Below are 26,983 nucleotides of genomic sequence, written 5' to 3'. Positions count from 1 at the left end.
ATCTGTCGAGCTTCATGGAATTGTGGAGAAGCGGATGGGTTGCAGTATGTTTGCATCCGAACATAAGAGTCTGAGCGGAGACTGTTTGGCGCCTGATGCCGGTGAAGGTTGTGAACGGGCTGAAGCCGTTGCGGTGTTGATCGCCGAGATTTGAAGTACGCGAGCCTATGAACCGCACGGATCAGACAATAGCCCGCCGACGGTCATTCGAGAAGGGCGCATCCATCCGGTATGAAGAAAAAGAAATGTGACAGGTGCACGACTCTGCGCTGATCCCATCATGCGAGGATTAAACAGAAGGATGTCCGGGGATAGCCGGATTTGGATTTTCTATGAAAATTCGACCTCCGGCCGTCAATGTGACCTATTCGGAGGCGCCGTGTCCGCTCGGTTTTTGGATTGCGGATAGCGCATGGCGGGTGTCAACGCTGCGTTCGGGCGACGGTGCGCGCTTGGGGCGTAGAAGCGAAAAAAGCAAAGATCGGCACGTTACCGGGCGACGTGGGACTAGTGCAGCCGCGCCAACTGGCGGACCTTGACGGACGCATTGGAGCGCAGAGGTCGGCGCTTGCCGTCATCGCGCGATTTGATTGGCTACATCAGACGAGGAACGATGCGATAGGGAAGCGCTTGTAAGTCACGCCGCGTGCCGCAGATGAGATGAAGGTATAGAACATCGGACCGCACCTGGTAGACGATCCAGCTCTCAGAGGAAAGCGCCGGCAGAACGTCTCTCGATAAACCCATCAAGCTCCCAAGGAAAGTGGCCACTCTCAGGAAACTCGCATCGTTCTGCTTCACGAGCAGTTCGCCCCGTTCTGGAAGCCTCGAAGCGAAGAGATTGAAAAGACCATACCGGCGATGCTGTTGCGAAGTCGCGCGGACGTCCAATCTCAACGCTCGAACTTCCCACGGAGCAAGTATTTTTCCTTGTTGGCTCGCGCAGCGCGGCGAACTCGACTCACTACACGGGCTGTTGCGCTATCCAGTCGAGCGCATATTGCCGTCCGCCCTCCAAGGCATGTCTTTCGGTCGTGAATTGCTCGGGCAAGTCGTAGTCGTAAAACAGTTCGCCGGACGTAAGGCGGATAACGCCGACCACGCGCCAGAAGTGCGGGCTGATATAACGCGCGTTTGTCTCAATTGTCCAGGTCGCGGTAGGCCCGCCGTTCAACTCCATCGGTGGCGGTCCGCCTGCCTTTTCGGCGCGAAGCGTCCTGAAATACGCAGTGTCGTCAATCTCGTTCGAGTCCAATTTTTCTGCTTTGGGGACGACAGACTAGGAAAATATCTGCCCGACCTCGCCTTATTGATTCTTGGGATCATTGTAAAACATGCTTACATAAGTGCGTGGACGAACATAAGTAATGGCAAGAATTGGTTGAACATCGCATCTGGCCGCCTGCGGACACGCACGCGGAGGAAGGCGGACTCTCATAAAGAACCGCGTGACGTTTCTCGGTACCGGCTTGCGGCAGTGGCCCGATATGTGCGCTGACGACTTCGAGACAGCATAACTTCGTTGCATGGCTTACGCATCAATTCGGGCAGGAATTGACTTCGTGAGTGCCACGCCGAATCAGACACCAATGGCGCATCCTGAAGATCGAGCCGAAATGACAACCCCACAGAAGCCTAAAGCGTATCAGGTTGACCACGGCGAAGGTCTAGGGAAAAGGTTCGTTGTCGTCTTCGCCGTATCCGGTGCGCGCGCGCGGCGCGAAGTTGCGTCGATGCTCGACCTTACGTGGAACGAGGTCGGCGGTTGCCGTCGCGCGCCCGAGTTTGACAGATACGCGCCCGGCCCGGTGCCCGTCGGTGTGCTGACCGCCCGCGCATAAGCATCTCCGTCCTCACGGATACAACGATGAAAAACGACACCGCACCTGTGCAATCGAGCGATGCCGAAATTCGCGCAACCCTGATCGCCCAGTTGAAGGAGTACGGCCCCACCCGCGCGAAGACGCTCACCAAGCGCGCGGGCGTGCCCTATGGACGTATCCGTCGCGTGCTCGAAGCGGCGCGCGCAACGGGCGAACTGAATGACTGCGCCGACGAAAGCTGGGGCGGCTATCCGATGAAAGCGTGGGCGGTCACGGGCAGCGCGACCGTCCAAAAGGCGCAGGCAAGCCGCTTCGCGTTCTCGCCGAGCGAAACCTTGGCAGAGATGCAGGTGAGCGCTCGCGCGACCCTGATGCGAGGTATGGCATGAGCGGCGGGCGCATGGCCCTACGCGAGCGGCTCGAATGGCTACTCGTCGCAATGGCGTCTGGTCGCTACGGCCCGTCCATTGATACGAGCATGCGCGACTTCGAAGCAGACTTCATTGTCGCAACAGGCGCGCAGACGGATGTTATGCCCGGCGGGCGCGAGCGCGCTCGCCACTTGGTTGTCGACTTGACAGAGATTGTTGATCGCGGGCAGGCGACTCGCGAGTCGAAGACGGTCCGTGAGGACAGTCACACGCGTAACTACGCACGATTCACCCTTACGCAGCAGGGCAGGGACGAAGCCCGGGCCATCGCCGCGCGCACCACGAAGGAAACGGCATGATGCGCACGAGCTCCGCGAGAAGGCGATGCCGTCTGCGAAGCGGTTTGATTGATTACTTCTGTACATGCTCACACAGATCGAGCACGATACTGTGGACATCATGATCCGGGAGTTCGTGGGCGCGTAGACGAGCGCCACGAACGCGCCGCACGCGGTCGTATGCATGGGGGCGAACAGGCACCCCGCCTTGGGCTCGGTTGGGCGAGCTTTTCAAGCGCACCACGTCAGCATCGCTTGATGCTTGGCAGACACAAATGGCTCGCGCGCGTACTCGTGCGAATCGGCTCCTCACTGACTAGCGAACGGAGGCTCCAGCCGTCGTACAAGACCCGCGCCTCCGCTAGGACCGCACTTCCACCGCTGGCCTTCGCTCGGCAATGACTCATCGCGCCTTGTGATAAGGGTCGCTCTCCTTAACGTGCCGATGGTAGGCCAGCAGCGGGCGTACTGCAGCGTGGCTGCCATCTTGGCCGCCCATGCGTGGATCGGGCTTTGGAAGTTTGAAATCTATCGGTCACTTCCGCGAATGCGCTCATGAAAACGCTCACCGCCGCTGAACTGACATCCGCGAAGTGCTCGCGCGCCCAATTTTCAAAACGTCTACCAAATTGAATTCCACCAGCCTCCCGGAATCTTCAGCGTAACCTTGGTAGTGCTTTCACGAGCATTGTGGCTGGCTGCGAGGATCCGGCCTGGCGCCGATGTCAGGCTTGTGCATGAGATCGCGGCATTGATGCTGCTTGATGCAAATCCGGTTCAAAGTGAACTGGACTATAGGGATCTGCATGCGCTGTGTGAGCGACAGCTTGTTCTATTGGAGAGATTGGCGTCGGGAGTGGAGCGCCCTCGCTTGACGGAACATGGGCGGGCTGTGCTGCAACATGTGGCCAACCGATGCACCTAGTTCAATGTATCGTCTAACCCCTCGATAGGGCGACCGCAGAACAGGACGCGTGAATATCTCAATCACGTGAAGTGTTGAACGCGCAGCTGGCGTTCAAACGTAGGCGAAGCTCATGCGACAAAGACGATCATATCCGCATACATGTTTACGCCGACCGGAAATTGAGCCACTTGTAGGGATCGCGCCGACCGAAAATTGAACCGGGCAATCAACCTATCCTGCTAGTTTTTCAGGCAGGGTGTTTGGGGATGTTCCCGATGACCATGTCGCGCTCCATCCGCACCTGACGCGATAATGCCAGCACATGCTCCAGGCGTTTGTTATCCACTTCGGCACCCTGATCCGCCACGGATGACCGGTCGTACTGGCGATAGGCCAGCGCGTCTCCATCCGCCCGAATTTCGATGCGACCATCCGGGTATTCGTACACGTCGATATAGCGATGGACGAGGGCGCGTGTCTGCGGCGTGTCGTCCAGCATGTAGATCGCTCGGACGTACTGCGACGTCAAACTATTCGACACGCAACGCGACACCCGATGCGTCAGAATCAGGTCGAGATCCTCATCCTCGCGCAGCGCGCGATGCGCATCGAAGCCACTCCTGGGCATCTTCCCAAAACGACCATTGAAGTCAGCGATGAAGTGAGGCGCATAGGCATTCGCCGCCTCCCGCGTGTCGATCTTGCGCAACCGCAATTCCTTAACGAGCCGATCCTGCAAGGTTAAATTGGCCCGTTTCACGCGTCCCTTGGCTTGACTGCTGTTGGCGCATAGCGTATCCACGTTGAGCTCGTACAAGGCCCGTCCGTATTGGGTCACACCTTTGCCGGGGGTACTCGAATGACTGTTGCACGAGAACACGCTGGCGCGGTCGCTGTAGAGAGCCACCGGCTTGCCATACGCTTCGATGTATTTGCGCGCCGCCTCGAAATAGCTGAACGTCGACTCGGCCGCGGTGAAGTGCAGGGTCATCAGCCGGCTGGTGGCATCATCGATAAACACCAGCAACGTGCACGCCGGGGCTCGGTCTTCGAACCATCGGTGATCGCTGCCATCGATCTGAACCAGTTCGCCCAGACACGAGCGCCGATTCCTTGGTTGGTGAATCTTGGGCGGGCGCTGCGTGCGGGGAGTCCACAGGCCTGCCTCGGTCATCAGGTGGCGCACGGTTTCCTTGGATAACGTTAAACCGTGACATTCACGCAGCTTCTCGCAGGCCAGTGTCGGGCCGAAATCGGCGTAGCGATCCCGGATCAGCGTCAGCGCTCGACCAGCGATTGCTCCGTCGAGTTTCCGGTTTCCCGGACGGCCGCGAATATAAGTCAAATCCATGGAATGCGGCGGTCTGGTATCGCCAGCTAGCTGGATTCGGTCTGACATAGATCGGCCATCACGGTCGGCGATTGGTCCGCCGCGTCGGGTTGCGGTCGATCCCCCCAACAGACGTCAAATCCATGTGCGGCGCTATGACCGTTATCGGGGAGGGACGTGCCGACGACGCGAACATGCAAAATCTGGCTCGGTCTCGTTCGGGACGTGCGACACATCAATTGTGACCCGCGCTGCATGAATCTCGTCAGCGTCGCTCATTCGTAGGCTAACTCTGAACCTCGCCCGTACAATCGAGGTCTGACGGTTGGCTATCAACGAGCCTTCGGATACATGAGGGCGGTTCGTCAAGTTCCGCCCAAGACTGCCGTTATTCCAATGAGCCGCTGTTCCACGCGCCAACCGTCGCACATTAAATAGTTCCGGGGAACGTCTTTATGGACAAGCAGGCCTTGATCCAAAACCTAGTCAAACATTTTGCGGCGCCTCAGTCATCGGAGCGCTGGGCTATGTATCATCTGATTAGCCCAGTGGTCGATTTCGCCAATTTGACGTCCGGTCTGATCTCTTACTATGAGTTTCAGCAACCTAGCGCGCATAAGACTTTTCAGAAGGTGGACATTGCACTCCTCGACAGCGTCACTCGTTCCCCGCGCGTCATGGTCGAAGCGAAGCAATTCCGAAAGCCCGTTTCGGCGGAGCTCATACGGAAGTACCTGAAACCGGGTGTGCGAGGCGCTGTAACGAACGGCTTTCACTGGGTTCTCTGCGTGGACGACAACAGCAAGATCGTGACGTTGTCGAGCGTGGACGGCACGTTTTTCGAAGAAGCGCTGAACGAGGTGGTGTCGTTCATCAGTAGCGGTGAAGTGGACACATCCGTTTGGAACGATGGCGACGCATACACCGCAAAGTGCCCGGCGGCGCGCGCTTCGAACAAGCAAGCCGCAGTGGCGCCGCACTCATCCGTGTTAGAAGCGAGCATTGCGAAGTCGAAAAAGTCGAAATCGACGGTCGATGCCACCGGGCCAAGCGCGGCCGCGCAAACCCCGAATCCGGTTCCGCCTCGGGGAGCCAAAGCCACAATAAAGCCGGCCGCATCCGTATCGGAAGAGGACGTTGTCAAGCCGAAAAAACGCCTATCGACGGTCGATGTCATGGGGCTAGCCGAGGCCGTTCGAACATTGCAATCGGTTTCGCCTCTCGAAGCCACACTGCTTTCGGATCTGGCCACCAACCTCTCTGTTGCTCGACCTTTCGCGCAACATCTGCGGTTCGAAGTCAGCGAGACTCGCATCGTTTTATTCGATGAACGCGTCGCCTCCAGGAATGAGCGGCGCGTCGCGCGGATAAAACTCGGTGCAACGCGTCCCGATGTGATCGTCAGGACGAGCATCGTCAGTAGCGACGGCTGCCTCTCGAGCATCTTGCCTCACTTTGCCCTTGAACGAGGGCCGCATATGCGACGGTTTAGGCTCGGCGATGCGAAGCAAACTGTGGCCTTCGCGAAAGAACTCGCCCGCGTTTTGAGTGCGAAGATGCATCTGTCAGGCAGGAACGAGCTTTATTCGAATCGGCCTGATATTCACCGTTAGCGAGGCCCACGCGCCGGTCAAGACGCTAGGTCATCATCGGGCCTGCCGGAAACTCACTGAGTGTCGCCGGCTACACGGATCGCTGTCTCGTCGCGCAAGCTGACCCATCTCGGTCACCGCAAAAAATGGCCGAGGCCTGGGACCGCATGGTCAAGACCCACGAGTAGCAGCGCGCGCGGCAATAAGCAGTGTTGGAAGCTCGACAACGAGACCAAGATGCTCACTTGATGCGGGACCGCGAGCGCGAATGGCAGGAGTGGCGGGACAGAATGACGCCGGAAGAACGGGCGCAGGCCAAAGCGTGGTTCAAGCAGTTCGAGGCGGGGCTTGGACGCTAGGCAGTTCACGTTTGATGATTTCCTCGAGCGCCTGCGCAAGAAGGGTCGCGGAACGGATGGAGCCATGCCAACGGCCGCTTCCGCGAGCCCAACCGCCGTTCGAATGGCAACGTCACCGAGGCAGCCAACGGGAGGTTGTGGCCGAAGTCGGTGGCGGATTCAACCGGTCGATGCAAGGTTTGGTGAAATCGCTCAGCCGGTGTGTCGAAGTTTAGTGTTTTCTTGGGACGCTCGTTGAGCCGCCTGGCTAAGACATCAAGTCTCGCCTGTGAATAGACGGAGAGATCAGTACCCTTAGGAAAGTACTGCCTGAGAAGCCCATTCGTGTTTTCGTTCGAGCCGCGTTGCCAGGGATGCTGTGGATCGCAGAAATAGACCTTGATGTCGGTAGCCACGGTAAAGCGGTTGTGATCGGCCATTTCCGAGCCCCTGTCCCAGGTCAGCGATTTATATAGTTCCCGAGGTAACTTGCTGGCGTGTCGTATCAGCGCGTTGACCACAGCCTCAGAATTCTTGTTGGGTACTTTCACCAGCATCACGAATCGACTGTGACGCTCGACGAGGGTCGCAATCTGGCTCGTAGCGTTGCCAAACAGCAAGTCGCCTTCCCAGTGCCCGGGTATTGCGCGATCCTCCGCCGTAGTGGGGCGTTCACTGATCGATACAGCATCGCGAGTGTTCGTACGGTCTTCGGTTTTCAATGTGTGATGACGGGATCGGCGCATGACTCGAGAGCGTCGCAAGTGTTTAAGCAGTTCCTTTTTCAGGGCGCCGCGAGCTTGAATATAAACTCGATAACCTTGACTGCCTCCGTTGCGCTGCAGTTCGCGGCTGATCGTGGAAGGAGCACGTCCAACCTGGCCGCAATAGACCGAATCGACAATCGTGCAACCAGGCAACGAGAGATTTCCTCGCGTTCTGCAAGGCTCAATGCCTGCGGTGCGCGGTGTCTTTGCTGTGGCTCGATGCCGCCGGCCTCCGCGAGTATCCGCTGTATCGAAGAGTGGCCTCGATCGAACAATTTGGCAATCTGATGAATCGTTTCGCCTTTGCGCCAACGGTCCCACATCAGCGCCTTCTGACTCTCCGAATAATAGGTCCTCGGTCTCTGTGCAACACCTCCACCGCTCACGCAGATTTTAGTGCAATAGTTTGCTGGAATCGCTCGGCTGGCATTTCGTAACCCAGGGTCTTTCTTGGGCGCTCGTTCAGCCGTCGCGCCTGAGTTTGGCTTTTGAGTCTATTGATAGATCGGTACCTTTGTTCCCCCCGATCCGCTCCGGCAGCGAAGTCGTCGCGGCAGCGGCAATCGCGCCGCTGGGCGAATACAGCAGGAATTTCAGCGCCAGCGCGTTTCGGATCAGCAGCGAACGGTACGGCCCGTCATAACGAATATTCGCCGTCCATTCGCGCAATGCGGCATCCGATGTATCGATCCGCGCATCGATATCCTCGATGGGCGGCACGACGAGCGGTTCATCCTCGCCAGCGACGACGGCGAGCGTCTCGCGTTCGCCCGCGCGCACAGTTAGATGCGCACGAATGCCTTCATCCGCACGTTCATCGATCACGACGCTAGTACCGTGCAGCAGCAGCCCCAGCATCCGCCCCGCATGGAACACGTCGCGCCCGCCGATGGTCGAGCAATACGGGCTGATGGAATCGTCGCGGCGTCCGAATACAATTCGGATATCGAATCGGATGCTTCCTTCGATGCCCTCGAGGCGCCGCACCAGTTCCGCCCACGGAAGCCGTCCCGCGGAGCCGCTATTGTGCGACTCGACCAGCTTCGCACGGCCCGACGCCGTAACGAACTCCGTCTCCAGCACGTTGCTGTCGTCGCGGTAGCGTCGTGCCACTTCGAACGGTTCCACGGGCGTGATCGAAAAGCAGCCGCCGTTGCGCGCATCGAGCAGGCGGTCGAACAGCGGCGGCGAATCGATGCTCGGCACGCACCACGAGTCGATGGAACCGTCCGCGCCGCTGAGCGCGACGGACCGGCCATTGCCCAATGCGGCGTAGGCATCGAGCGGCAGGAAACCGTCTGCGTTGCGTTGAATGCGCACCATCAGTTTTTCGGCACCTTGTCGACGCCCGCGCCCGGATTGCTCGTGTCGACGAGTTCCGGCGACTTCACCGCACGCAGCGTTTCGAGCTGCGCTTTCGTATCGATACGGCGCGTGCGTTCGAACGGTTCGAACGTGACCGGACGGCCCGTTTCCATCGCCTTGACGATGCCTTCGAGCACGCGCACATCGGCGTAACCTTCTTCGAAGTCGGGCTCCGGATGCGTGTCGTTCAGGATGCAGTCGGAGAAGTATTTCAGCTCGCCACCGAAGTGGTCGGTGTTCCTGAAAGACTCGGATTTTTCATCCTGGCCGATGGTGACGGTGTGCTGCAACGGCTTGCCGTACATGTAGCACGGTTGCATCGCGAGGTTGCCCTTCGTGCCGAGTGCGAAAAAGGAATCGAGCGTGTTGAGCGTGTAGGAGAGCACGAATTGCGCAAGGCGGTCGCCTGGAAAGCGCAGCGTGACGGATACGGTGTCGTCGAAGTCGCCGAGTCCGGCGTCGGGGTGGCGCACGCCCACGGCGGATACGACTTCGAGCGGCTCCGCTTCGAACACGTAACGCGCGGCATTAACGGGATACGGTCCCATGTCGAAGACCGGCCCTGCTTCGACACCGCTTTTCGCGCGATGATTAGCCGGATCGACCTTCTGCACGAACGTTGACGAGAACAGGCGCACGTCGCCGAGATCACCCGAACGAATGCGTTCGATAGCCGACAGCGTGGCCGGTTCGAAGTGCAGCCGGTACGCGACCATCAGTTTCGCCGTCGATGCCTTTGCGACTTCGGCAATCTCTTTGCATTTTTCCGTCGAAATTTCGAGCGGTTTTTCGGTTAGTACGTGAACACCCGCCTTCAGTGCTGGAACGATGAACTCCGCATGCCGGCAGTTGGGCGTGGCGAGATAGATTGCATCGATTTTCTCGGAAGCGAGCAGTTCGTCGAATTGGTCGTAGGTGTAGAGGTCGGCGATGTCGTACTTTTCGGCGACCTTGCGCGCCTTGTCGAGATCGCCTGACACGAGCGCGGTGATCTGGGAGTTACCGGTGTGTTCGACGCCGGGCATCATCGCTTCCTGCGCGATATCGCCGAGCGCGACGACTGCGTAGCGGATTTTTCGGGCGCTGTTGATGCCAAGTGCGGATGCGATGCTCATCTGATAAACCCTCGTGGAAGTTGGTGTGGCGTGCCTGTAGCTCAGGCAAGCCAGCGCAACGTTTGTTCCAGTCGGTGAGTTTCCAAAGCTGAGCGCTAAAGCGATTGTGCTGCCGGATTTGCGACCGTGGCAACGTAGGGAATGCAACCGGTTCCGTTTCGTGGCGAATTTTCCTTCGCCGATTTTCTTCGCCGGGTTCGTTCGCCGATGAGACGAGCCGGCACGGCGGGCAAAGCATCCCATTGACGATGCGGCCATCTATCTCGACCCGCTGTCACCGTCAAAGCGCTTTTTGTCGCAACCCGTTAGACTCTCGCCTGTCAGGTGGCCGTCATGATGCTGCCGGCACGTGGAACATGGGGTGACATGCCGCGCCAGTCGAATACTGGCCGGTATCCGAACGGACTGTCGCGAAGCTGCGGTGGTCATTTCTCCACGACCCACGATTACATGACAAAGACTATCCAAATCTCGCCTGCGCGGCGAGGCTTCATGCGCGATGTCGTCGCCATCGCGCCAGCGGCTATTGCGCTAGGCTCGGGCGTCGCCAGTTCGACCATCGTGCGCGCGGCATCGAGTCACGCGCAGTATCAGCCAAGCTACTTCAACGCCTCGGAATGGAACGCGCTCAACGCGCTCGTCGACCGTCTCATTCCCGCCGATGAAACCGGCCCCGGCGCGATCGAAGCCGGTGTCGCCGAATTCATCGACAAGCAGATGGATACGCCTTACGGTCACGGCGCGCTCTGGTACATGCAAGGACCGTTCGCGAAGAATGCGTCACCGTTGAAGGGCTATCAACTTCCTTTCGCGCCGCGCGACCTCTATCGCCACGCGCTCAATGGCCTCGATAAAGCTACGCGCGATGCGCACGGCAAAGTCTTCGCCGAACTCGACGAATCCACGAAAGACGCGCTCGTCGGTCAGCTCGAACACGGCAAGCTCGCCATCGGCGACGTGCCGCCCGCCGACTTTTTCGCGCTGCTGCTTCAGAACACGCACGAGGGCTATTTCTGCGATCCGAAGCACGGCGGCAACAAGAACATGGCCGCCTGGAAAATGATCGACTTTCCCGGCGCGCGTGCGGATTACATGGATCAGGTCGAACAGTACGGCGTGCGCTATCCGCTTCCGCCTGTGTCCATCGGCTGAATTGGCTGCAATTGCCGGACTTCTTACGTTTCTTTCTGGAACCGGTTCCACGAAGGAGCGCGGAGCACTCGCGTTCAAGGGAAAACAATGAGCAATAAAACAATGAAGCCAGTCGATGTCGTGATCGTCGGCTTTGGCTGGACCGGCGCCATCATGGCGAAGGAATTGACCGAGGCGGGACTGAACGTGCTCGCGCTCGAACGCGGCGCGTATCGCGATACGTATCCCGATGGCGCGTATCCGAAGACCATCGACGAACTGACTTATCTGCAACGCTGGAAGCTGTTTCAGGACATGTCGAAGACCAGCTTCACGTTTCGCTGGAACGCGAACGATCCTGCGTTGCCGTATCGGCAGATCGGGGCGTTCAAGCCGGGCGAAGGCGTGGGCGGCGCGGGGCTGCACTGGTCGGGACAGCACTGGCGCGTCTATCCGGAAGAGCTTCGCATCAAGAGTCATTACGAAGAGAAGTACGGCCGCAAATTCATTCCCGAAAGCATGACGCTGCAGGACTTCGGCGTGAGTTACGAAGAACTGGAACCGCACTTCGACTTCGTGGAAAAGATGATGGGCACGTCGGGGCAGGCGTATCGCGTGAAAGGGCAGATCGTGGCGAACGGCGTCGGCAATCCGTTCGAGGCGAACCGCTCCGACAACTTTCCGCTGCCGCCGCAAAAGACGCCGTACACCGCGCATTTGTTCGAGGTTGCGGCGCGCGAAGTTGGCTTGCATCCGTTTCAGGAACCTTCGGCCAACGTGTCGCAGCCGTACACGAATCAGTACGGCTGCCAGATGGGTCCGTGCAACTTCTGCGGTTTTTGTTCGGGCTATGCGTGCTACAACTATTCGAAGGCATCACCGAATGTGAACATCATGCCCGCGCTGCGGCAGGTGAAGAACTTCGAACTGCGGCCGAACTGCAATGTGCTGCGTATCGATCTCGACGATACGAAAAAGAAAGCCACCGGCGTCACGTATATCGATGCGCAAGGCAACGAGGTGCATCAACCGGCGTCGATCGTGATCGCGAGTACGTTCGCGTACAACAACGCGCATCTGTTCCTCGTGTCGGGCGTCGGCAGACCCTACGATCCGGCGACGGGCAAGGGCGCGGTCGGCAAGAATATCGCCTATCAGACGATGTCCACGGTCAAGGCGTTCTTCGAGCCGGGCAAGAACACCAACAACTTCATCGGCGCGGGCGGCAACGGCGTCGCGCTCGACGACTTCAACGCCGACAACTTCGATCATGGCCCGCTCGGCTTCGTCGGCGGCGCGCCAGTGTGGTGTAACCCGGCGGGCGTGAAGCCGATTTCCGGCATCCCGGTTCCCGATGGCACGCCCAAGTGGGGCGCGGCGTGGAAGAAGGCCGCGAAGGACAGCTACACCAACTTCGTTTCCTTCGATGTGCACGGCGCGAACATGGTGTATCGCGACTGCTTCGTGGATCTCGATCCGAACTACAAGGATTCGTACGGCCAGCCGCTGTTGCGCTTCACGTTCGACTGGAAGGACAACGACATCCGCATGAGCCATTACGTCACCGGCCAGATGATAAAGGTGGCGCACGCGATGAACCCGAAGTCCATCGGCGTGACGATGATGAAGCAGGGCGATCAGTTCGATCTGCGTCCGTATCAGACGACGCACTGGGCGGGCGGCGTCGCGATGGGCCCGGACCGGGAGACCAGCGTGCTCAATCGCTATTTGCAGAGCTGGGACGTGCACAACGTCTTCGCCGTCGGCTCGGGCGTGTTTCCGGTCGGCATCGGCTACAACCCGACGGGACTCGCCACCGCGCTCGCTTACTGGTCCGCCAAGGCCATCCGCGAGCAATACCTCAAAGATCCGCGTCCTCTGATCGATGCGTGAGGGCATTCAGAACATGACATTCAAACATTTGATTCTGGCGGCGGCTGCGCTGTGCGGTTTGGCGCTTGGTTCCGCACATGCGGCCACGTCCGCCGACGCCGGATTGATCCAGCGCGGCGCATATCTCGCGCGGGCCGGCGACTGCATCGCCTGTCACACGGCGCGCAACGGCAAGCCGTTCGCGGGCGGTCTCGCGATCCAGACGCCGATCGGCCGCATCTATTCCACGAACATCACGCCAGATCGGGAGAACGGCATCGGCAAATGGACGTATCAGGACTTCGCGGCGCTCATGCGGCATGGCGAGTCGAAGGCGGGCTACGCGGTGTATCCGGCGATGCCGTATCCGTCGTATTCGCGCGTCAACGATGACGACATGCAGGCGCTCTACGCGTACTTCGAGCATGGCGTCGAGCCGGTCGCGCAGGCGAATCGCAAGAACGACATTCCGTGGCCGCTGTCGATGCGCTGGCCGCTGAAGATATGGCGCTGGGCCTTCGCGCCCACGCCGGAGCCGTTCGCGGATGTGACGGGCACGGATGCATCGGCGAGACATGGCGCATATCTCGTCGAAGGACTCGGCCATTGCGGCAGTTGTCACACGGCGCGTGGCGTCACGCTGCAAGAAAAAGCGCTGACGGGCGATGGCAACTCAATCTACCTCGCGGGCGGCGGCGCGGTCGATGGCTGGGTCGCGCCGAGTCTGCGCAACGAGCACGGCGGCGGCCTCGCCGGATGGAGCGAAGCGGAGATCGTCGAGTTCCTGCATACGGGGCGCAACACGCACACGGCGTCGTTCGGCGCGATGAACGATGTCATCGCCGATTCGACGCAGTTCATGACGCAGCGCGATTTGCAGAGTATCGCGCTGTATCTGAAGGCGCTGACGCCGCAACACGCCAACGCCACGCCGTATGTGTACGACTCGCACGTGGCCGGGCAGTTGTATGCCGGTCACGTGCCTGCGGTGCCGGGCGCGCAGTTGTATCTCGACCGATGCGCGGCCTGCCACAAGTCGAACGGCAAGGGCAATGGGCGCGCGTTCCCGGCGCTGGCGGGCAATCCTGTCTTGCAGACGTCGAACCCGACATCGGCGATTCATATCGTGCTGTCCGGCGGCGCGCAACCGGCGACGAACACCGCTCCGTCGACGCTGACGATGGCTCCGTACGCGGACATCCTCACCGATCAGCAAGTGGCCGATGTGGTCAGCTTCATCCAGACGAGTTGGGGAAACGCGGGCGGCAAGGCGAGTGCGGATCAGGTGGCGAAGCTGCGTAAAGGCGCGGTGCCGGTCGAAGCACGCGGTTTCCCGATGGCCGAGCCGGAGTTGCATCACGCCGCGCCCGCGGATCAGGCTTCTGGCACGCGCGGTTAACGTCGTTTTTTCTGCGATCTGCGAGCGTAGCGTTCTGCGCGCTTGTGGATCGCGGTCGCGTCGAACGCAGACGCGCGCGTCCACTGCGAGCGGCACGAACGATGCGTCGCCGTGTTGCCTCGGCCGTCACCGGATACACCGGAACGTGCCGGATCGTTCACGTGCGGAGCGCGAAAAATGACTTTGTCCCGCAGTAAGCAGATTGGCCGAACCACCGCGCTGGGTTTCGTGTTCCTGTGGTTCTTCATCGGCGGCATCGCGCATTTTGCCGCGACCGATCTGGAGATGCGCATCGTTCCGCCGTGGCTGCCGGAGCATCGGATGATCGTTCTCGTCAGCGGCGTGGTCGAACTGCTGGGCGCGTTCGGACTGCTGCTGCGCGTCACGAGAAACCTGGCCGGATGGGGCCTGATTCTGCTGACGATCGCGGTGACGCCCGCCAATGTCTACATGCTTCAGCAGGCGCATCAATTCCCGGCGGTTCCCTATTGGGCGCTCGTTCTAAGGTTGCCGCTGCAACTGGTCCTGCTGTTTCTGATCTGGTGGTCGACGAGGCTCGGGAAAACCTTTCGGGCCGATGCGACGAATCGCCGGATTTCCTGACGTCACGGACACGCGGTTGGCTTCGAATGAAACCGGGCCGCTCATCGGCAGGCTCACACTTGCGCCTGACCGCCATCGACGAATAATTCGGCCCAGTTCACGAAGCTCGAACTATCCGATGCCAGGAACGCCGTCGCCGCGATCTCGCCAGGATCGCCCACGCGGCCCATCGGAATGCGCGACGCCAGATAATCCAGCAGACCTTGTTGCTGAGTCTCGTCCGGTCCCGCCAGTTCGACCAGACCGGGCGTTTTCGTCGCGCCCGGGCTGATGGTGTAGACGCGAAAGCCGCGGTCCTTCAGGTCGAGAATCCAGCTACGCGCAAAGTTGCGGATCGCCGCTTTCAATGCCGAATTCACGCTGAACGCGGCTGTGCCTTCGATCGTCGTGGTCGATTCCGCGAGAGTCACCGATGCGCCCTTCCACAAGAGCGGCAGCGCCTTCTGCACGGTAAAGAGCGTGCCCTTCACATTGCGGTCGAAGGTGTCGTGATAGTGCGCTTCGGTGATATCGCCCAGCGGCACCATTGCGTCGCCTCCTGCATTGGCGAACAGCACGTCCAGCCGGCCTTTCTCCGCGCGAATTTTTTCGTACAACGGGTCTACCGTTGCGCTTGCGCTGAATGGGTCGTTCAACCCTGCCAGCTTTGTACTTACGTCGCTTCCGAACGGACGCGCGCTCATCAGCTATGTGTGACTGCAAGTTCGCGCTCGGTGAATCATTGTCCTGAGTGTCCCGGGTTTGCCAATTCGTGCTTTCGGCCAACTACGGTCATTGAACGATTTTTAAAACAGTCGCTCCAGCGTCGCTTTTCCCCACGTGAATGAACATTCGGCATCTGGAAGTGGATGTCGCAGAGACAAGTACAATACGGGGATCACGGATCTGCACGCATCGACCTTTGCGATTCTCGAATCCTTTCCCTGGCAAACCAACGCCCCTGAACATCTCTGGCTTGTTTTTGTTTGACCCGTCTGTGCAGGTCAAGCTTGACGGGATGCCAATGCGCTCACTACTCGAAGAAGAACTCGGCTCCGCGCTACAAAAGCGGATGCACCGAGCGATGAGGAAGGGATCCGCGACGCCTGACCTCATCGTTGCGATGCTTGATGCGATGCGTGACAACGGAAACCCGATGATGGAGGCGATGCGCGCCGCTTGCAACGGCGATGAGGACGCAGCAGCAATGATGGACGCGGTAGGCGTCTGGGAGACTTTTTATTCTGGTTTTACGGGGCCGCCAGGATATCGCAGGCTGTACAGAATTGCGATAGAGCGAGCAAGTCGTGAGCCTACAGAGGCGCTCCGGCGCGGTGACTTCGATGCCGCAGTGAACCAACTCAAGAGCGAACCGGTGACCCGCGCGCTGTTGTGGAAGCAAGCGGAGGATGCGCTTGATGGGGCGACGGCCATCCAGCACCTTCAGCCGTTACAGATTGCTGGTGTGTTGGAAGCTGAGCTGAGCAGTCTCGCAGCGTTTGACGTGCAGCTTCAGAAGAGGGAAGGGTTGGCGTCCTCTTTCTTTTCCGTGCTGGTTCCGGAAGAGGGGGTGACTCTCAACCCCGCAGCGTTGTTTTTCCGTTGGGTAATGCGAAGTGCCGGCGTGGCATCGATGAACGAGCTTGTAGATGAGCTGGAGCGTAGTGGCTGCCCGATTCATCTTGTCTCATTGAAGAACTGGCATCGCGGCGCGCGTTTGCCTTCAGTTTCGTGGCTGAAGCTGATTATTTCGTTGAAGTCGGAACTGGCCTGCAGGGACGATATCGGTACGCTGTATTGGGCGGCAAAACTCCTGATGCTGCTCGGTTACTACGGGACGCTCGTTGCCACACGCAGTTCGAGCGCAATACAGCAGCACCCGCAGATTCAGGAAATAAGTACGCGCCTTCGGCCTTGGCCCGCATTTCCGCACGGATACGCAAACTTCGAAAGCTGGCTTCGGGCACGCTACCAAGTGTGGCTGGCGTACCACCGTGCCCGAATTGAAACGTAGCCTACTTAGTTTGTTTTTGCGGTTGGCGGCGGCGTGCGTCCGGTGCGCGGCGCTTCGTTCGTCCGGAACTTACCAGACTTCGCATTAGGTACTGTGCTCGGCTTGCCAGCCGACCCTTTACCCGCTCGACTGGATTGCCCATTACCGCCGGCGCCTGTCGACTTGCCTGCTGCTTTACTCATGCTGGTTCTCCTGGTTGAGGTCGCCCAATCGCGACAAGGCGAAGTATCGCGCCGGACCTTCCAAATTTCGGTAGCGAGGTTTGGACAGCCCGCCGCGCGCTGCGGCACCGACTGCTCCGCCAGATTCTGAGTTTTGATCATTCGCATCCAACAAACGGTTCTGGAAGACGGTCGTCAGTTACAGCTTTTCCCGCAACCTTCACGGGTAAGCGGCCTCCCAGAAGCATGGTTGCCGGCGTCTGCATCGGCAAGGGACTTGCGTTTGAACACCGTCGGCACGTGAACGCTTCGCCTGGGAGGCCCTGCCGTGTCACCTTCTGTGTCACGGCCAGCTGTGGACTGGACATGCTTCGGGGCTTATCCCCGGGCCGTCCGCGCGTGCCGAGCGATATCCGCGTGATGCTGAAGGTGGTCGCGATGCGGGTGCCAGGCCAGATTGCTCGGGAGATGGAGCGCACGCCCGCGAAGCCCCGCGTATTCGGTCACCAAGAGTTGCTCCGCCACCTCGACGCACATCAAGACGGGGTCAATCCAGAGCAGGCCCAAATCAAAAAGCGTGTGAATGTCCGAGCGGAGCAACAGGCCGTTGTCCTGCCGGTGTGTGTGCTCCCCAGCGTAGGGGACGATGTGGGCGGCCTCAAGCACGGCCGTTGCGTCGCATTGGGTGATCGCGCAACGACCGGCGTAGGCCTCAAGCAAAGCCTCACGAAACTCTTTCTGGCCGCGGCGCATCACCACGGCGCGTAACTCACGCACGCGGCCGTCGTGCTCTGTGTCGATGGGTGCAAGCGTTGCGCACGCCCCCTCTTGCTGCTCGGCAGCCTCAAGCGCTTGCGCGATGACCTCCGGCGTGACGTGCGGGGCGCCCCTCGCGCGCCCCGGCTCCTTCAAGAAGGTCCGGAACTCGTACGATTTTCCTTCGTGTTCAAAAAACGCCACGCCATCCCTTTTGGCTTTGGCACGGAACCGGATATGGTCGCCTGCTGGCAAGCCGTAGGCCTTGAATCCCGCGTGCACGGATTGGTGTTCCGTTGTGACGCCGTCACAGGTCACCGTGCAGGTATGGAGTGTCTTGCGCGCTGCGCGAACGACGTCGTCAGCCCAGGTCCGCGCGGTGGCTTAGCCTCGGGCATTGTGTGTATCAGGTTTCGTTCTGTCATCCATGTCCAGCCCCATGCAGTGCAGGCAGCACTGTACCGCAGCCGGACGTAGGAGCGGGGCGGCAGGCGCCCCTTCGTTTGCGCTGCGCCTGCCGCACTCAGACGATGCAGAACACCGCCGCAGTCTCGCGCAGTCGCTGGGCCTGCTCTTCGATCGCAGCGGCCGCTTCCTCGACGAGCGACGCATTCTGCTCGGTGGCGCGATCCAGCTGTGCGATGGACAAATTGAGCTGAACGATGTCGGTGCGCTGTTCGCTGGAGGCCACGGCAATGTGGCGCGACCCGGCAAGCGCGAACGACCGCTGAAGCTTGGAAACAGACGTCATGCCAATGCGACTACGTAAGGCGGCATCGGGTCGGGTTCAGCCGACCGCGTCGGGCAGCAGCCGGCCAATTTCAGTCATTCGTTTGCTATCTCCGTCGACCGTTTGAACGGCGCTTCTATGTATGACAATCGACATTGGAAGGTAGATCCGCACAGTATCCGCCGTCCAAGCTCAAGGAAATAAACCCGTAGCCCGATATGCTTGCACGGTGTCGTCGAAGACAGAAAGGTCGGCGCGTCCTCTTGCGACTAATTGAGCTCCCTCAATGGCCGCAAAGATTGCTAGCGCGTGGTTTCGGATGGTTCGCTCGTCAGGTCGAGCATTTTTCAGCCTGAGAAGTGTCGCAAGCCAGTCGACATTAACCTGTGTGAATCGATCAACCTCGGCACGGACCGGGTCGGGAAGATCATGGTGTTCAGCTGCCATGATGCCGCAAAGGCACATTCTATTGTCTTCAGCCAAGGCTGACCGAAAGACCGCCGTATACCGCGCGAAGGTGGATCGTTCGTCTTCGTGCGAGTCCAGCAAGGCTGCAAGGAAGTCAACCGCCTCATCTGTGTATTGTCGAGCGAGCGCTGCGCCGAGATCGCCTTTTGTTGCGAAATGGTGATGAACTCCCGCGCTCTTTATGCCGACTTCCTTGGCGATCTCACGAAAGCTCAGCGCGTTGTAGCCGCGTGTCTGCACCATTCGACGGCCAACGGCGAGGATTCGGTGCTTTGTATCGGTGGAGATCATAGCCCTCAATATATCAGGTTACCTATCGATAGGTAAAGCTTGACGATGCACATAACATGACCTAGTATTCGGTAACCTACCTATCGATAGGTAACAATCTCAACCTAGCTCAAATATGAAAATTTTCGATATGCCTGGCTTTCCCAATCCCCTGCGAATCCGCATCGTGTTAGCGGAAAAAGGCCTGGCCAACCAAGTAGATTTCATCAAGGTGGACCTGCCGTCCGCTGAGCACAAGCAACAGAGATTTCTCGAAATTAACCCAACTGGGACCGTTCCAGTACTCCAGCTTAACGACGGAACATACATCTCGGAGTGCACGGCAATCACGGAATATTTGGACAACCTGAACGGCGATCCAACGCTTACGGGAAAAACGCCGAGAGACAAAGCGATTGTGCACATGATGCAAAAGCGAGCGGAATCCGAGCTGATCGACGCCGTCGGGATCTATTTTCATCACTCGACGCCCGGCCTCGGACCGGCGATGCAGGCGTTTAAGAGCCCAGATTGGGAGGGCAGAGATGAATGGGGCATCCGTCAGCGGGACAGAGCGCTAGGAGGCATGCGTTACTTTAATCAGGTTCTTTCTCAACAACCCTTCGTCGCTGGGGAGATATTCTCGATGGCTGACATTACGGTCTGGGCCGGCCTTCTGTTCGCCGGGCTCGCAAACATTCCTATTCCGCATGAATGTACGGCATTGATCGCATGGCGAGCAAAGATCGATGCACGTAATTCCGTTAAGCAGCCGGCATAGCTTGCTCGGTGTAAGTAAGCGGTGTTGAGCAGATAGTCAATGTCCCAAAACGGCGGCGACAACCGTTCCTATGAATTAGGACTCCATATATAAGGCCAGATTCTATTCATTTTTTATCAACATGGCGTTCGCCGCAACTCCTGCCGCTGCACCGAAAGCGCGAACTACTGCGACGGCCGAATTGGTGCGAACCAAAACGGGCATGTGTTTCTGAGACTCTGCCCGGAGCGGCTGAGCCGGTCGCAAAAGACACATCGGCCTCTCGCTTAGTTGAGAGGCCGATTGTCCTAGTCCATTCTTGCGCACATCAAAGTTCGAAGTGGCGTATGAAACCATTAAGAACGCCGTCTTCAAAGTGTCGCAACGATCTCCTCAGACGTCATCCACAGCCGCGTTGCAAGTGCCTTGTCTTCCGCATCCGCGCGGGGTCTAATTACATTCGAATTGGAGAGGTAGGAACCGGCCAGGGGCGCCGCTTTCGGGTGAACTGCGGCAAAGACGGCCGTCGCAGAACCCTCGCCGACCGATTTTAGGAGCATCGGGCCAAGCGCTGTGAGGACTCGGCTCAGTATCGGCCCCATGTTGCGCGCAAGATTCGTTGCAACGACGCCAGGATGCACTGCGTAGGCGACTTTGTCTGTACCGACGAAGCGCCGCTGCAGTTCTTTTGCGAACAGCAAGTTGGCCATTTTCGACTGTCCGTACGCCGCCAACGGCCGGTAGCCCTTGTTGCCTGAGAGATTGTCGAAGTCGATTCCTGTGGACGGCGCGGCGCGGTGTGCTTCGCTGCTCAGCATGACCACCCGGCCATCGCGTTTAAGTTGTTGTAGCAGGTCGGTCACCAACATGAAGTGTCCGATGTGATTTGTGAAGAACTGAAGCTCAACGCCATGCGACTTTTCGAGCCTCGGCAGCATCATGATTCCCGCGTTGCAAATAATTGCGTCGAGCTGATGACCGTCTGTCTTGATTGCTGCTGCGCACTCTCGTACTGACGTCGGGCGGGAAAGCTCACAGGCGTACCCAGTCGATTTATTGGAGAATGTCGCGCAAGCCGCATCCGCTTTCTCTTTGGTACGCGCTGTGCCCAAAACTCGAGCCCCGCGCATCGCCAGTACGCGGCAGACTTCCTGTCCGATCCCCGAATTGCAGCCCGTCACCAGAATTGTCTGGCCGTTCAACGAAAGATCTTTGGTGATCTCGTCCGCCGTCGATGCGTAACCAAAGCCTGTCGGCCCAGGTGATTTAAACATTGCAAGCAAAGACATGAAGTTCTCCAATTAGACGCAACCGTTGCTCAAGCCGCTTTTTTCAGCTGATCATTGCGGGGTTGGTCCGCAGCGACTTCTACCCGCCATAAAGTCTCAAAGAATCAAGCAAACCATTGCTAGACGGCTACAACGTTCCGAACGAATCCCGCAGATCTGCAGCGAACTCTGGAGCTATGGATTCATCGTTGGATGTCGATTATAATCTAATATTAGAGAACGAACACACGGAGCTTCTATGCGCAAATCTAGAGAAGAGGCGGCTCAAACGCGGCAGAGGATTGTTGAGACTGCGTCCGTGGAGTTTCGTCGGAAGGGAATCGAAGGGGCAGGCCTATCTGAGATTATGGCTGCTGCAGGTTTGACGCACGGCGGCTTCTATAAACATTTTGAGTCCAAGGAGCAGATTGTCGAAGAGTCCATCGGTCTGGCTGTCGAAGGCCTCATTGATGAGGTAAAAGCGTCGGAGGCTACCGGGAACGAACCGGGCAAAGTTTTCTCCAGATATCTGTCGATTCTGCATCGAGATAGTCCAGGTGAGGGCTGCCCATTCGTCGCGTTAGGTAGTGAGCTTGCTCGAAGCACGCCTCAGATCCGGGAGACTGCGACGGAAGGTTTCGTCAAACTGACCGACGCGATGGCAACGCATTACGCCGCCGGATCCTCGAGCGCTGCGAAGGAGAAAGCTTTAGTGTCGCTGTCGACCATGATTGGCGCCTTGTTGATGGCGAGATTGGTAACGGACCCGAAGTTGTCAGCCGCAATCCTTTCGGAAGCGAAAAAGGCGCTATCGTCTGAGTAGTTGCGAAAGTGTCGTTGCTTACATACGGCAACGACACTTCGAGCTTCCATACTTGCCTATTTACTTTCCGACTTCGATTGCTCCCGGCTGGACCGCGACCAGCTTGGCGTCATCGCTTATAGACCAGCCACCCCCAAGGGAGCGAAACACAGTGACTGCCGCCCTCGCCGCGTCCGCACGAGTACCATCAAGGTCGCTTCGCGCAGATAGAAGCTGCCTGTCGGCATCCAGGACGTCTGTGAGCGTGATTGCCCCGGCTTGATACGCGCGCTCTGACAGATCTCTTGCGCGTGTAAGAGCATCTACCTCTCCGTCAAGCTCCAAGAGCCTTGCCTCAGTCTGAGAGAGGAGTACGAAAGCGTTCTCTACATCTTCCGTAGCCTTCAACGCTGCCAACTGATAGTTCACCAATGCTTCACGATTTGCACCACGAGCTTGTTCGACTTCTGCTTTGACCTTTCCGAAGTCAAAGAGTCTCCAACGAATCGCGCCAGATCCAAAAGGCTGAAAGGATCGAGACGTAAAGAGCGAGTTTGGAGACGTGCTATCGAAGCCAAGTACCCCCGAGAGTGAGACCTTCGGATAGTAGTCTGAGATTGCTGCCCCTATTCGCTCGTTTGACGCAGCAAGATGTCTCTCCGCTGCGATGATGTCCGGGCGGCGTCGCAACACCTCGAGTGGTTCCTGGCGATCGTCAATCGACGGAACTGGCGGGATAGTTGCGGCTTGGCTTAGCTCGTCTGCGTAAGTCCCAGGTTGTGCGCCCATTAGAACGTCGAGTCGATTAAGTTGCGCCTCCAAGTCCATTCTCAGCGTCGGAAGCGTCGTTTTTGCCTGTCGCAGCAGCGCTTCTGCCTGTGCGACTTCACGGTCATCAGCCGCACCAGCGTGCTTACGCGCCTGGACGAGCGCGAGCAGCTTTGCATCCGTGTCGATCTGGTCTCCAGTTACAGTAATCTGGGCCTGCAATCCCCTGATATGGAGATATGCGTCAGCAGCGTCAGCAGCAACAGAAATGCGCGTGCCAACGTGATTGGCCTCTGCCGCCGTTTCCTCGTCGCGGGCTGCGGCGGCGCTCCGGCGCAGACCCCCTGCAATGTCGATTTCCCAACTTGCCCCAGAGCCAAGCGCGTATTCTCTTTGATTCCGATGGTAGCCTGGGAACGCGCTTGCTATAGATCCAAGCGGACCTACGAGGCTTTGATGCTCAGCCGTGGCGCTCCCGTTCAGGTCAAGTGTCGGCAAGAGCTGGGCGCCTGCGCTTGAAGCAACAGCTCGCGCCTGTTGGATTCGAGCATACGAAGCCTTCAAATCCAAGTTCTGCTGCAGCGCGCGCTCCACAACAGCAGTGAGTTTGGGATCGTTGAAGCCGCGCCACCAGTCGTCAATTGGCGCGGTTGGCCTCGTAGCATTTTGAGACGGCGCGTCGATCGAATTGTGAAAAGGAGCGAAACGAGCCTCAGGCTTCACGTAATCTGGCCCAACTGCGCAGCCAGCGATCATGAGACTTGTCGCCAACAAAAAAATTAAAGGCTTTGGAATGACGGCCCGCGCGCTTTCGAATTTAGCGACCACCTCCAGTATCACTTGATCCGGCCGCAAGTGAGCACGATTTTCTCGGATTGTCATACGTGCTCCTTTTGCAAAATTGCTAGCTTGCGGGCTCGCCGCCCGAAGGTGCGAACAGCGACATAAAAAGCCGGTGTGAATAACAAGCCGAAGGCCGTAACCCCCATCATTCCGAAGAGCACTGCAGTTCCGAGGGACTGACGCATTTCAGCGCCGGCGCCGGTCGCGACCGCGAGAGGCGCAACCCCCAAGATGAACGCAAAGGACGTCATGAGAATAGGGCGCAAACGGGTGCGCGCCGCGTGGACGGCGGCATCAATCGGAGATTGACCTTCGTCTTCGCCTTGCCGCGCGAATTCCACGATCAGGATCGCATTCTTCGCGGCCAATCCGACTAGAACAACGAAGCCGATCTGAGCAAGGATGTCGATGGGAAGACCTCTCGCGATAAGTCCGGTAACCGAAGCGAGAATGCACATCGGGACGATAAGCACGATTGAGAGCGGTAGCTTCCAGCTCTCATATTGCGCGACGAGAACGAGGAACACGAACAGTGCGGCCGCACCAAAGACGAGTAAGGTCGGTACGCCTTTTTGCTGTTGCTGGAATGCCAGGTCGGTCCATTCAAATTGGATGCCTTTCGGCAAAACTTCCTGAGCAAGCTCTTCCATCCGGCGTAAGGCTGTTCCGGAAGCTACGCCTGGTCCTGCGGCACCCATGATTTCAGCAGCCGGGAAGAGGTTATAGCGGGGCACGCGATAGGGGATGGTGGCGGATTTCAGCTGGGCTACTGTCCCTAGCGGAACCATCGCCCCGCTAGCGTTTCGCGTTTTGATACGTGTTATGTCCTGGCCACTCTCGCGAAATTGTGAATCGGCCTGCGCGATCACCTGGTAGGTGCGACCGAGGTAGTTGAAGTCGTTGACGTATTGAGAGCCTAGGTACACCTGAAGCGCCGAAAAGACATCCGTAGGCGTCAAGCCGACCTGTTCAGCCTTCAGACGATCGATATCGACGTACACTGAAGGAGAACTGGCGTTGAACAAAGTGAATGCGCCTGCGAAAGCTGGATCCTTGTTCGCAGCTCCGACCAACGCGTTCGCCGCTTTGACGAGTGCCTCGGGCCCGAGACCGGCCCGATCTTCGAGCATCATCTTAAAGCCGCCTGCACTGCCGAGTCCCTGTACTGGCGGCGGTTGAATCACCAAGACCCGGGCGTCCTTGATGACTGAAAGCTTCCGACGTAGCTCAGCGAGCGCCGAAGCGGCATTCACCCCTCGTACGTCATGGTTGTAGAGCGAGGGCAATCCGACGAAGATCGTGCCAGCATTGGAGGCGATGGTTGACGTGGTGGCGTCCAGTCCGGCAAATGGCGCCACATGCTCGATCCCGCGTGTGCTGAGAATGATGTCGGTCGCCTCCTTGACAACCTTCTCGGTTCGCGCAAGCGCGGCACCCGGGGGCAGTTGAATGATGGTGAGCAGTAACCCTTGATCCTGCTCCGGAATAAATCCGGTGGGAGTTCGTGAAAATTCCATCCCAGCGAGTCCAATGAGACCCACGTACACGACCAGCATGACGGTCATTGCTTTCACAAGCCGTCGCGTAAGCTTCCCGTAGCCGTGTGACACACGATCGAAGACACTGTTGAAGTGACCAAATGCCCTGTCGAAAGTTTTGCGGATCGGTCCGCGCCGCACTTGGAGGCCGCGCTCGTGCGATGTAAATAAAACTGCACATAGGGCGGGGCTGAGCGTCAGCGATACGAAACACGAGATTACCGTTGACGCCGCGATTGTGATGGCGAATTGACGGAAAAACAGCCCCGAGATGCCGCTCACAAATGCCGCTGGCACAAACACCGCGCAGAGTGTCAATGCAATGGAGAGGAGTGCGCCGCCCACTTCATTCATCGTCCGATGCGCAGCTTCCTTCGGACTCAGCCCCGTGCTCATGTTTCGCTCGACGTTTTCCACGACTACGATCGCATCGTCGACTACGATACCTACCGCAAGCACGAGCCCGAACATCGACAGATTGTTTATTGTTATTCCGAACGGGTACAAGATGATGAACGAGCCGAGCAACGAAACAGGGATCGCGACCACCGGAATGATCGTGGCCCGCCAATTCTGAAGGAACACAAAGACCACGGCGACGACAAGAAGCACCGCAATGAAAATAGTGGTTATTACTTCGTGGACCGATTTCCCTACGAAATTCGTGGGGTCATAGATGATCTTGTAGTCCACCCCGGGCGGGAACGTTTTCTTCAACTCCTTCATCCGAGCGAGAACTTCTCGCTCGACAGTAAGCGAATTGGCGCTGGGAACCGCAAAGAGCGCCAACGATGCCGAATCAGTCCGGTCCATGAAGGCCGATGATCCATAATCAGCTGCTCCAAGTTCTACACGACCAATATCCTTCACCCGCGTAACTCTTCCCTTGTCGTCTGACTTGATGACGATGTCTGAAAATTGCTGCGGTGACGAAAGGCGACCAAGTGTTTCTACGTTGATTTGAAAAGCATTGTCTCGCACGATAGGTGGCTGATTTAGAACACCCGCCGACACCTGGATGTTTTGTGCACGCAGAGCAGCGAGTACATCTGCCGAGGTGAGATCACGTGAGGCAATCTTGTCCGGATCCAACCAGATTCTCATGGCGTATTGACGTTCGCCGTAAAACTGGATGTCACCTACTCCAGGCAATCGCGCTAGCACGTCCTTTACATGCAACGTGATGTAATTGGATAGATAAAGAAGGTCACGTGATTTATCTGGCGAGTAAAAGTGGACTGCCACCAAAATACTCGGGGTTGTCTTGCGAACGTGCACGCCCTCTCTTTGCACGTCTTCTGGCAGTCGAGATAGTGCGTCCTGAACGCGGTTTTGCGTCAACATCTGCGCTACGTTCAGATCGGTCCCGATCCGAAACGTCACTGTAATCGTGAGGTTGCCGTCTCCCGTCGACTGACTGCTCATATATAGCATGTCTTCGACGCCGTTTATTTGCTGCTCAAGAGGTGTGGCGACCGTGCGAGCAATCGTCTCAGCAGACGCGCCAGGGTAGACGGTTGTCACCTGAACAGTAGGTGGGACGATCGCCGGATATTGCGCTACTGGAAGCGCAAACATGGCCCCAAGTCCGATCAGCGTCAGAAAAGCACTGACGACAACAGCAAACCGAGGGCGGCTGATAAAGAAATGTGCAATTCGCATGATGTCGATCGGT

Annotated in this window: 21 protein-coding genes and 2 pseudogenes; 11 read left to right on the top strand and 12 right to left on the bottom strand. The window is 58.3% G+C overall.

Annotated elements, in window-relative coordinates; translation table 11 throughout:
• Positions 1 to 964: 964 nt before the first annotated feature.
• On the bottom strand, positions 965 to 1,255 hold the full coding sequence (locus QCE88_RS40490; RefSeq protein WP_309911579.1) for a hypothetical protein: 291 nt from the start codon (positions 1,253 to 1,255) through the stop codon (positions 965 to 967).
• Positions 1,256 to 1,562: 307 nt separating this feature from the next.
• Between QCE88_RS40490 and QCE88_RS40485 the strand changes: the two genes are divergently transcribed.
• The 3 genes from QCE88_RS40485 to QCE88_RS40475 are packed head-to-tail and all read left to right on the top strand — an operon-like array spanning position 1,563 to position 2,553.
• Positions 1,563 to 1,841 carry a hypothetical protein gene (locus tag QCE88_RS40485; RefSeq protein ID WP_309911577.1) on the top strand — a complete coding sequence of 93 codons (279 nt, stop codon included), beginning with the start codon at positions 1,563 to 1,565 and terminating at the stop codon, positions 1,839 to 1,841.
• 26 nt (positions 1,842 to 1,867) lie between these two features.
• Positions 1,868 to 2,212, top strand: a complete 345-nt coding sequence (locus QCE88_RS40480) for a hypothetical protein (protein ID WP_309911576.1) — start codon at positions 1,868 to 1,870, stop codon at positions 2,210 to 2,212.
• A gap of 11 nt (positions 2,213 to 2,223) precedes the next feature.
• Positions 2,224 to 2,553, top strand: coding sequence for a hypothetical protein (locus QCE88_RS40475; protein ID WP_309911575.1), 330 nt, complete (start codon positions 2,224 to 2,226; stop codon positions 2,551 to 2,553).
• A gap of 1,169 nt (positions 2,554 to 3,722) precedes the next feature.
• On the opposite strand, the pseudogene QCE88_RS40470 reads toward QCE88_RS40475, so the two are convergent.
• Positions 3,723 to 4,772: pseudogene (locus QCE88_RS40470) on the bottom strand (ISNCY family transposase); the annotation flags it as partial.
• 452 nt (positions 4,773 to 5,224) lie between these two features.
• On the opposite strand from QCE88_RS40470, the gene QCE88_RS40465 reads away from it, so the two are divergent.
• Complete coding sequence (locus tag QCE88_RS40465) at positions 5,225 to 6,382, top strand: hypothetical protein (protein WP_309911573.1); 1,158 nt, start codon at positions 5,225 to 5,227, stop codon at positions 6,380 to 6,382.
• A 511-nt stretch (positions 6,383 to 6,893) separates the two neighbouring features.
• Here QCE88_RS40465 and QCE88_RS40460 read toward each other — a convergent pair.
• The 3 genes and pseudogenes from QCE88_RS40460 to QCE88_RS40445 form a co-directional block, all read right to left on the bottom strand.
• Positions 6,894 to 7,789, bottom strand: a pseudogene (locus tag QCE88_RS40460) (IS30 family transposase); the annotation flags it as partial.
• A gap of 139 nt (positions 7,790 to 7,928) precedes the next feature.
• Positions 7,929 to 8,789, bottom strand: a complete 861-nt coding sequence (locus tag QCE88_RS42195) for a trehalase-like domain-containing protein (protein WP_409018330.1) — start codon at positions 8,787 to 8,789, stop codon at positions 7,929 to 7,931.
• The gene (locus QCE88_RS40445) at positions 8,789 to 9,946 is read right to left on the bottom strand and encodes a Gfo/Idh/MocA family oxidoreductase (protein ID WP_309911572.1); all 1,158 of its coding nucleotides are present in this window, start codon (positions 9,944 to 9,946) and stop codon (positions 8,789 to 8,791) included. The genes QCE88_RS42195 and QCE88_RS40445 overlap by 1 nt, the downstream gene beginning before the upstream one ends.
• A gap of 450 nt (positions 9,947 to 10,396) precedes the next feature.
• Between QCE88_RS40445 and QCE88_RS40440 the strand changes: the two genes are divergently transcribed.
• The 4 genes from QCE88_RS40440 (at position 10,397) to QCE88_RS40425 (ending at position 14,951) form a co-directional block, all read left to right on the top strand.
• Positions 10,397 to 11,098: a gluconate 2-dehydrogenase subunit 3 family protein gene (locus tag QCE88_RS40440; protein ID WP_309911570.1), complete on the top strand. Its 702-nt coding sequence runs from the start codon at positions 10,397 to 10,399 to the stop codon at positions 11,096 to 11,098.
• An 87-nt stretch (positions 11,099 to 11,185) separates the two neighbouring features.
• Complete coding sequence (locus QCE88_RS40435; protein ID WP_309911568.1) at positions 11,186 to 12,970, top strand: GMC family oxidoreductase; 1,785 nt, start codon at positions 11,186 to 11,188, stop codon at positions 12,968 to 12,970.
• Positions 12,971 to 12,983: 13 nt separating this feature from the next.
• Positions 12,984 to 14,348 carry a cytochrome c gene (locus QCE88_RS40430; protein WP_309911567.1) on the top strand — a complete coding sequence of 455 codons (1,365 nt, stop codon included), beginning with the start codon at positions 12,984 to 12,986 and terminating at the stop codon, positions 14,346 to 14,348.
• A 177-nt stretch (positions 14,349 to 14,525) separates the two neighbouring features.
• A complete protein-coding gene (locus tag QCE88_RS40425) occupies positions 14,526 to 14,951 on the top strand; it encodes a hypothetical protein (protein WP_309911565.1) in 426 nt (141 codons plus the stop codon).
• Positions 14,952 to 15,004: 53 nt separating this feature from the next.
• On the opposite strand, the gene QCE88_RS40420 is transcribed toward QCE88_RS40425, so the two are convergent.
• The gene (locus QCE88_RS40420; RefSeq protein WP_409018329.1) at positions 15,005 to 15,634 is read right to left on the bottom strand and encodes an SDR family NAD(P)-dependent oxidoreductase; all 630 of its coding nucleotides are present in this window, start codon (positions 15,632 to 15,634) and stop codon (positions 15,005 to 15,007) included.
• A gap of 272 nt (positions 15,635 to 15,906) precedes the next feature.
• On the opposite strand from QCE88_RS40420, the gene QCE88_RS40415 reads away from it, so the two are divergent.
• A complete protein-coding gene (locus QCE88_RS40415) occupies positions 15,907 to 16,944 on the top strand; it encodes a hypothetical protein (protein WP_309911564.1) in 1,038 nt (345 codons plus the stop codon).
• Between the two features lie 539 nt (positions 16,945 to 17,483).
• On the opposite strand, the gene QCE88_RS40410 is transcribed toward QCE88_RS40415, so the two are convergent.
• The 3 genes from QCE88_RS40410 to QCE88_RS40400 all read right to left on the bottom strand — a co-directional run bounded on the left by QCE88_RS40410 (position 17,484) and on the right by QCE88_RS40400 (position 19,350).
• Positions 17,484 to 18,143, bottom strand: coding sequence for an HNH endonuclease (locus QCE88_RS40410; protein ID WP_309911563.1), 660 nt, complete (start codon positions 18,141 to 18,143; stop codon positions 17,484 to 17,486).
• A gap of 241 nt (positions 18,144 to 18,384) precedes the next feature.
• Positions 18,385 to 18,612 (bottom strand): hypothetical protein, encoded by a 228-nt coding sequence (locus QCE88_RS40405; RefSeq protein ID WP_309911561.1) that lies wholly within the window; start codon positions 18,610 to 18,612, stop codon positions 18,385 to 18,387.
• Between the two features lie 171 nt (positions 18,613 to 18,783).
• Complete coding sequence (locus QCE88_RS40400; protein ID WP_309911560.1) at positions 18,784 to 19,350, bottom strand: TetR/AcrR family transcriptional regulator; 567 nt, start codon at positions 19,348 to 19,350, stop codon at positions 18,784 to 18,786.
• Between the two features lie 115 nt (positions 19,351 to 19,465).
• Between QCE88_RS40400 and QCE88_RS40395 the strand changes: the two genes are divergently transcribed.
• Positions 19,466 to 20,110: a glutathione S-transferase gene (locus QCE88_RS40395; protein WP_309911559.1), complete on the top strand. Its 645-nt coding sequence runs from the start codon at positions 19,466 to 19,468 to the stop codon at positions 20,108 to 20,110.
• 350 nt (positions 20,111 to 20,460) lie between these two features.
• Here QCE88_RS40395 and QCE88_RS40390 read toward each other — a convergent pair whose 3' ends face one another.
• Positions 20,461 to 21,378 carry an SDR family oxidoreductase gene (locus tag QCE88_RS40390; RefSeq protein ID WP_309911558.1) on the bottom strand — a complete coding sequence of 306 codons (918 nt, stop codon included), beginning with the start codon at positions 21,376 to 21,378 and terminating at the stop codon, positions 20,461 to 20,463.
• 238 nt (positions 21,379 to 21,616) lie between these two features.
• Here QCE88_RS40390 and QCE88_RS40385 point away from each other — a divergent pair, with 238 nt between their 5' ends.
• A complete protein-coding gene (locus tag QCE88_RS40385) occupies positions 21,617 to 22,180 on the top strand; it encodes a TetR family transcriptional regulator (protein ID WP_309911557.1) in 564 nt (187 codons plus the stop codon).
• A gap of 60 nt (positions 22,181 to 22,240) precedes the next feature.
• Here QCE88_RS40385 and QCE88_RS40380 read toward each other — a convergent pair whose 3' ends face one another.
• The gene (locus QCE88_RS40380) at positions 22,241 to 23,683 is read right to left on the bottom strand and encodes a TolC family protein (RefSeq protein ID WP_309911583.1); all 1,443 of its coding nucleotides are present in this window, start codon (positions 23,681 to 23,683) and stop codon (positions 22,241 to 22,243) included.
• 122 nt (positions 23,684 to 23,805) lie between these two features.
• Positions 23,806 to 26,970, bottom strand: coding sequence for a multidrug efflux RND transporter permease subunit (locus QCE88_RS40375; RefSeq protein ID WP_309911555.1), 3,165 nt, complete (start codon positions 26,968 to 26,970; stop codon positions 23,806 to 23,808).
• Between the last annotated feature and the right edge of the window lie 13 nt (positions 26,971 to 26,983).

The sequence above is a fragment of the Caballeronia sp. LZ035 genome (genome assembly GCF_031451175.1).
GTDB lineage: Bacteria > Pseudomonadota > Gammaproteobacteria > Burkholderiales > Burkholderiaceae > Caballeronia.
This window is presented reverse-complemented; position numbering and strand designations above follow the sequence as displayed.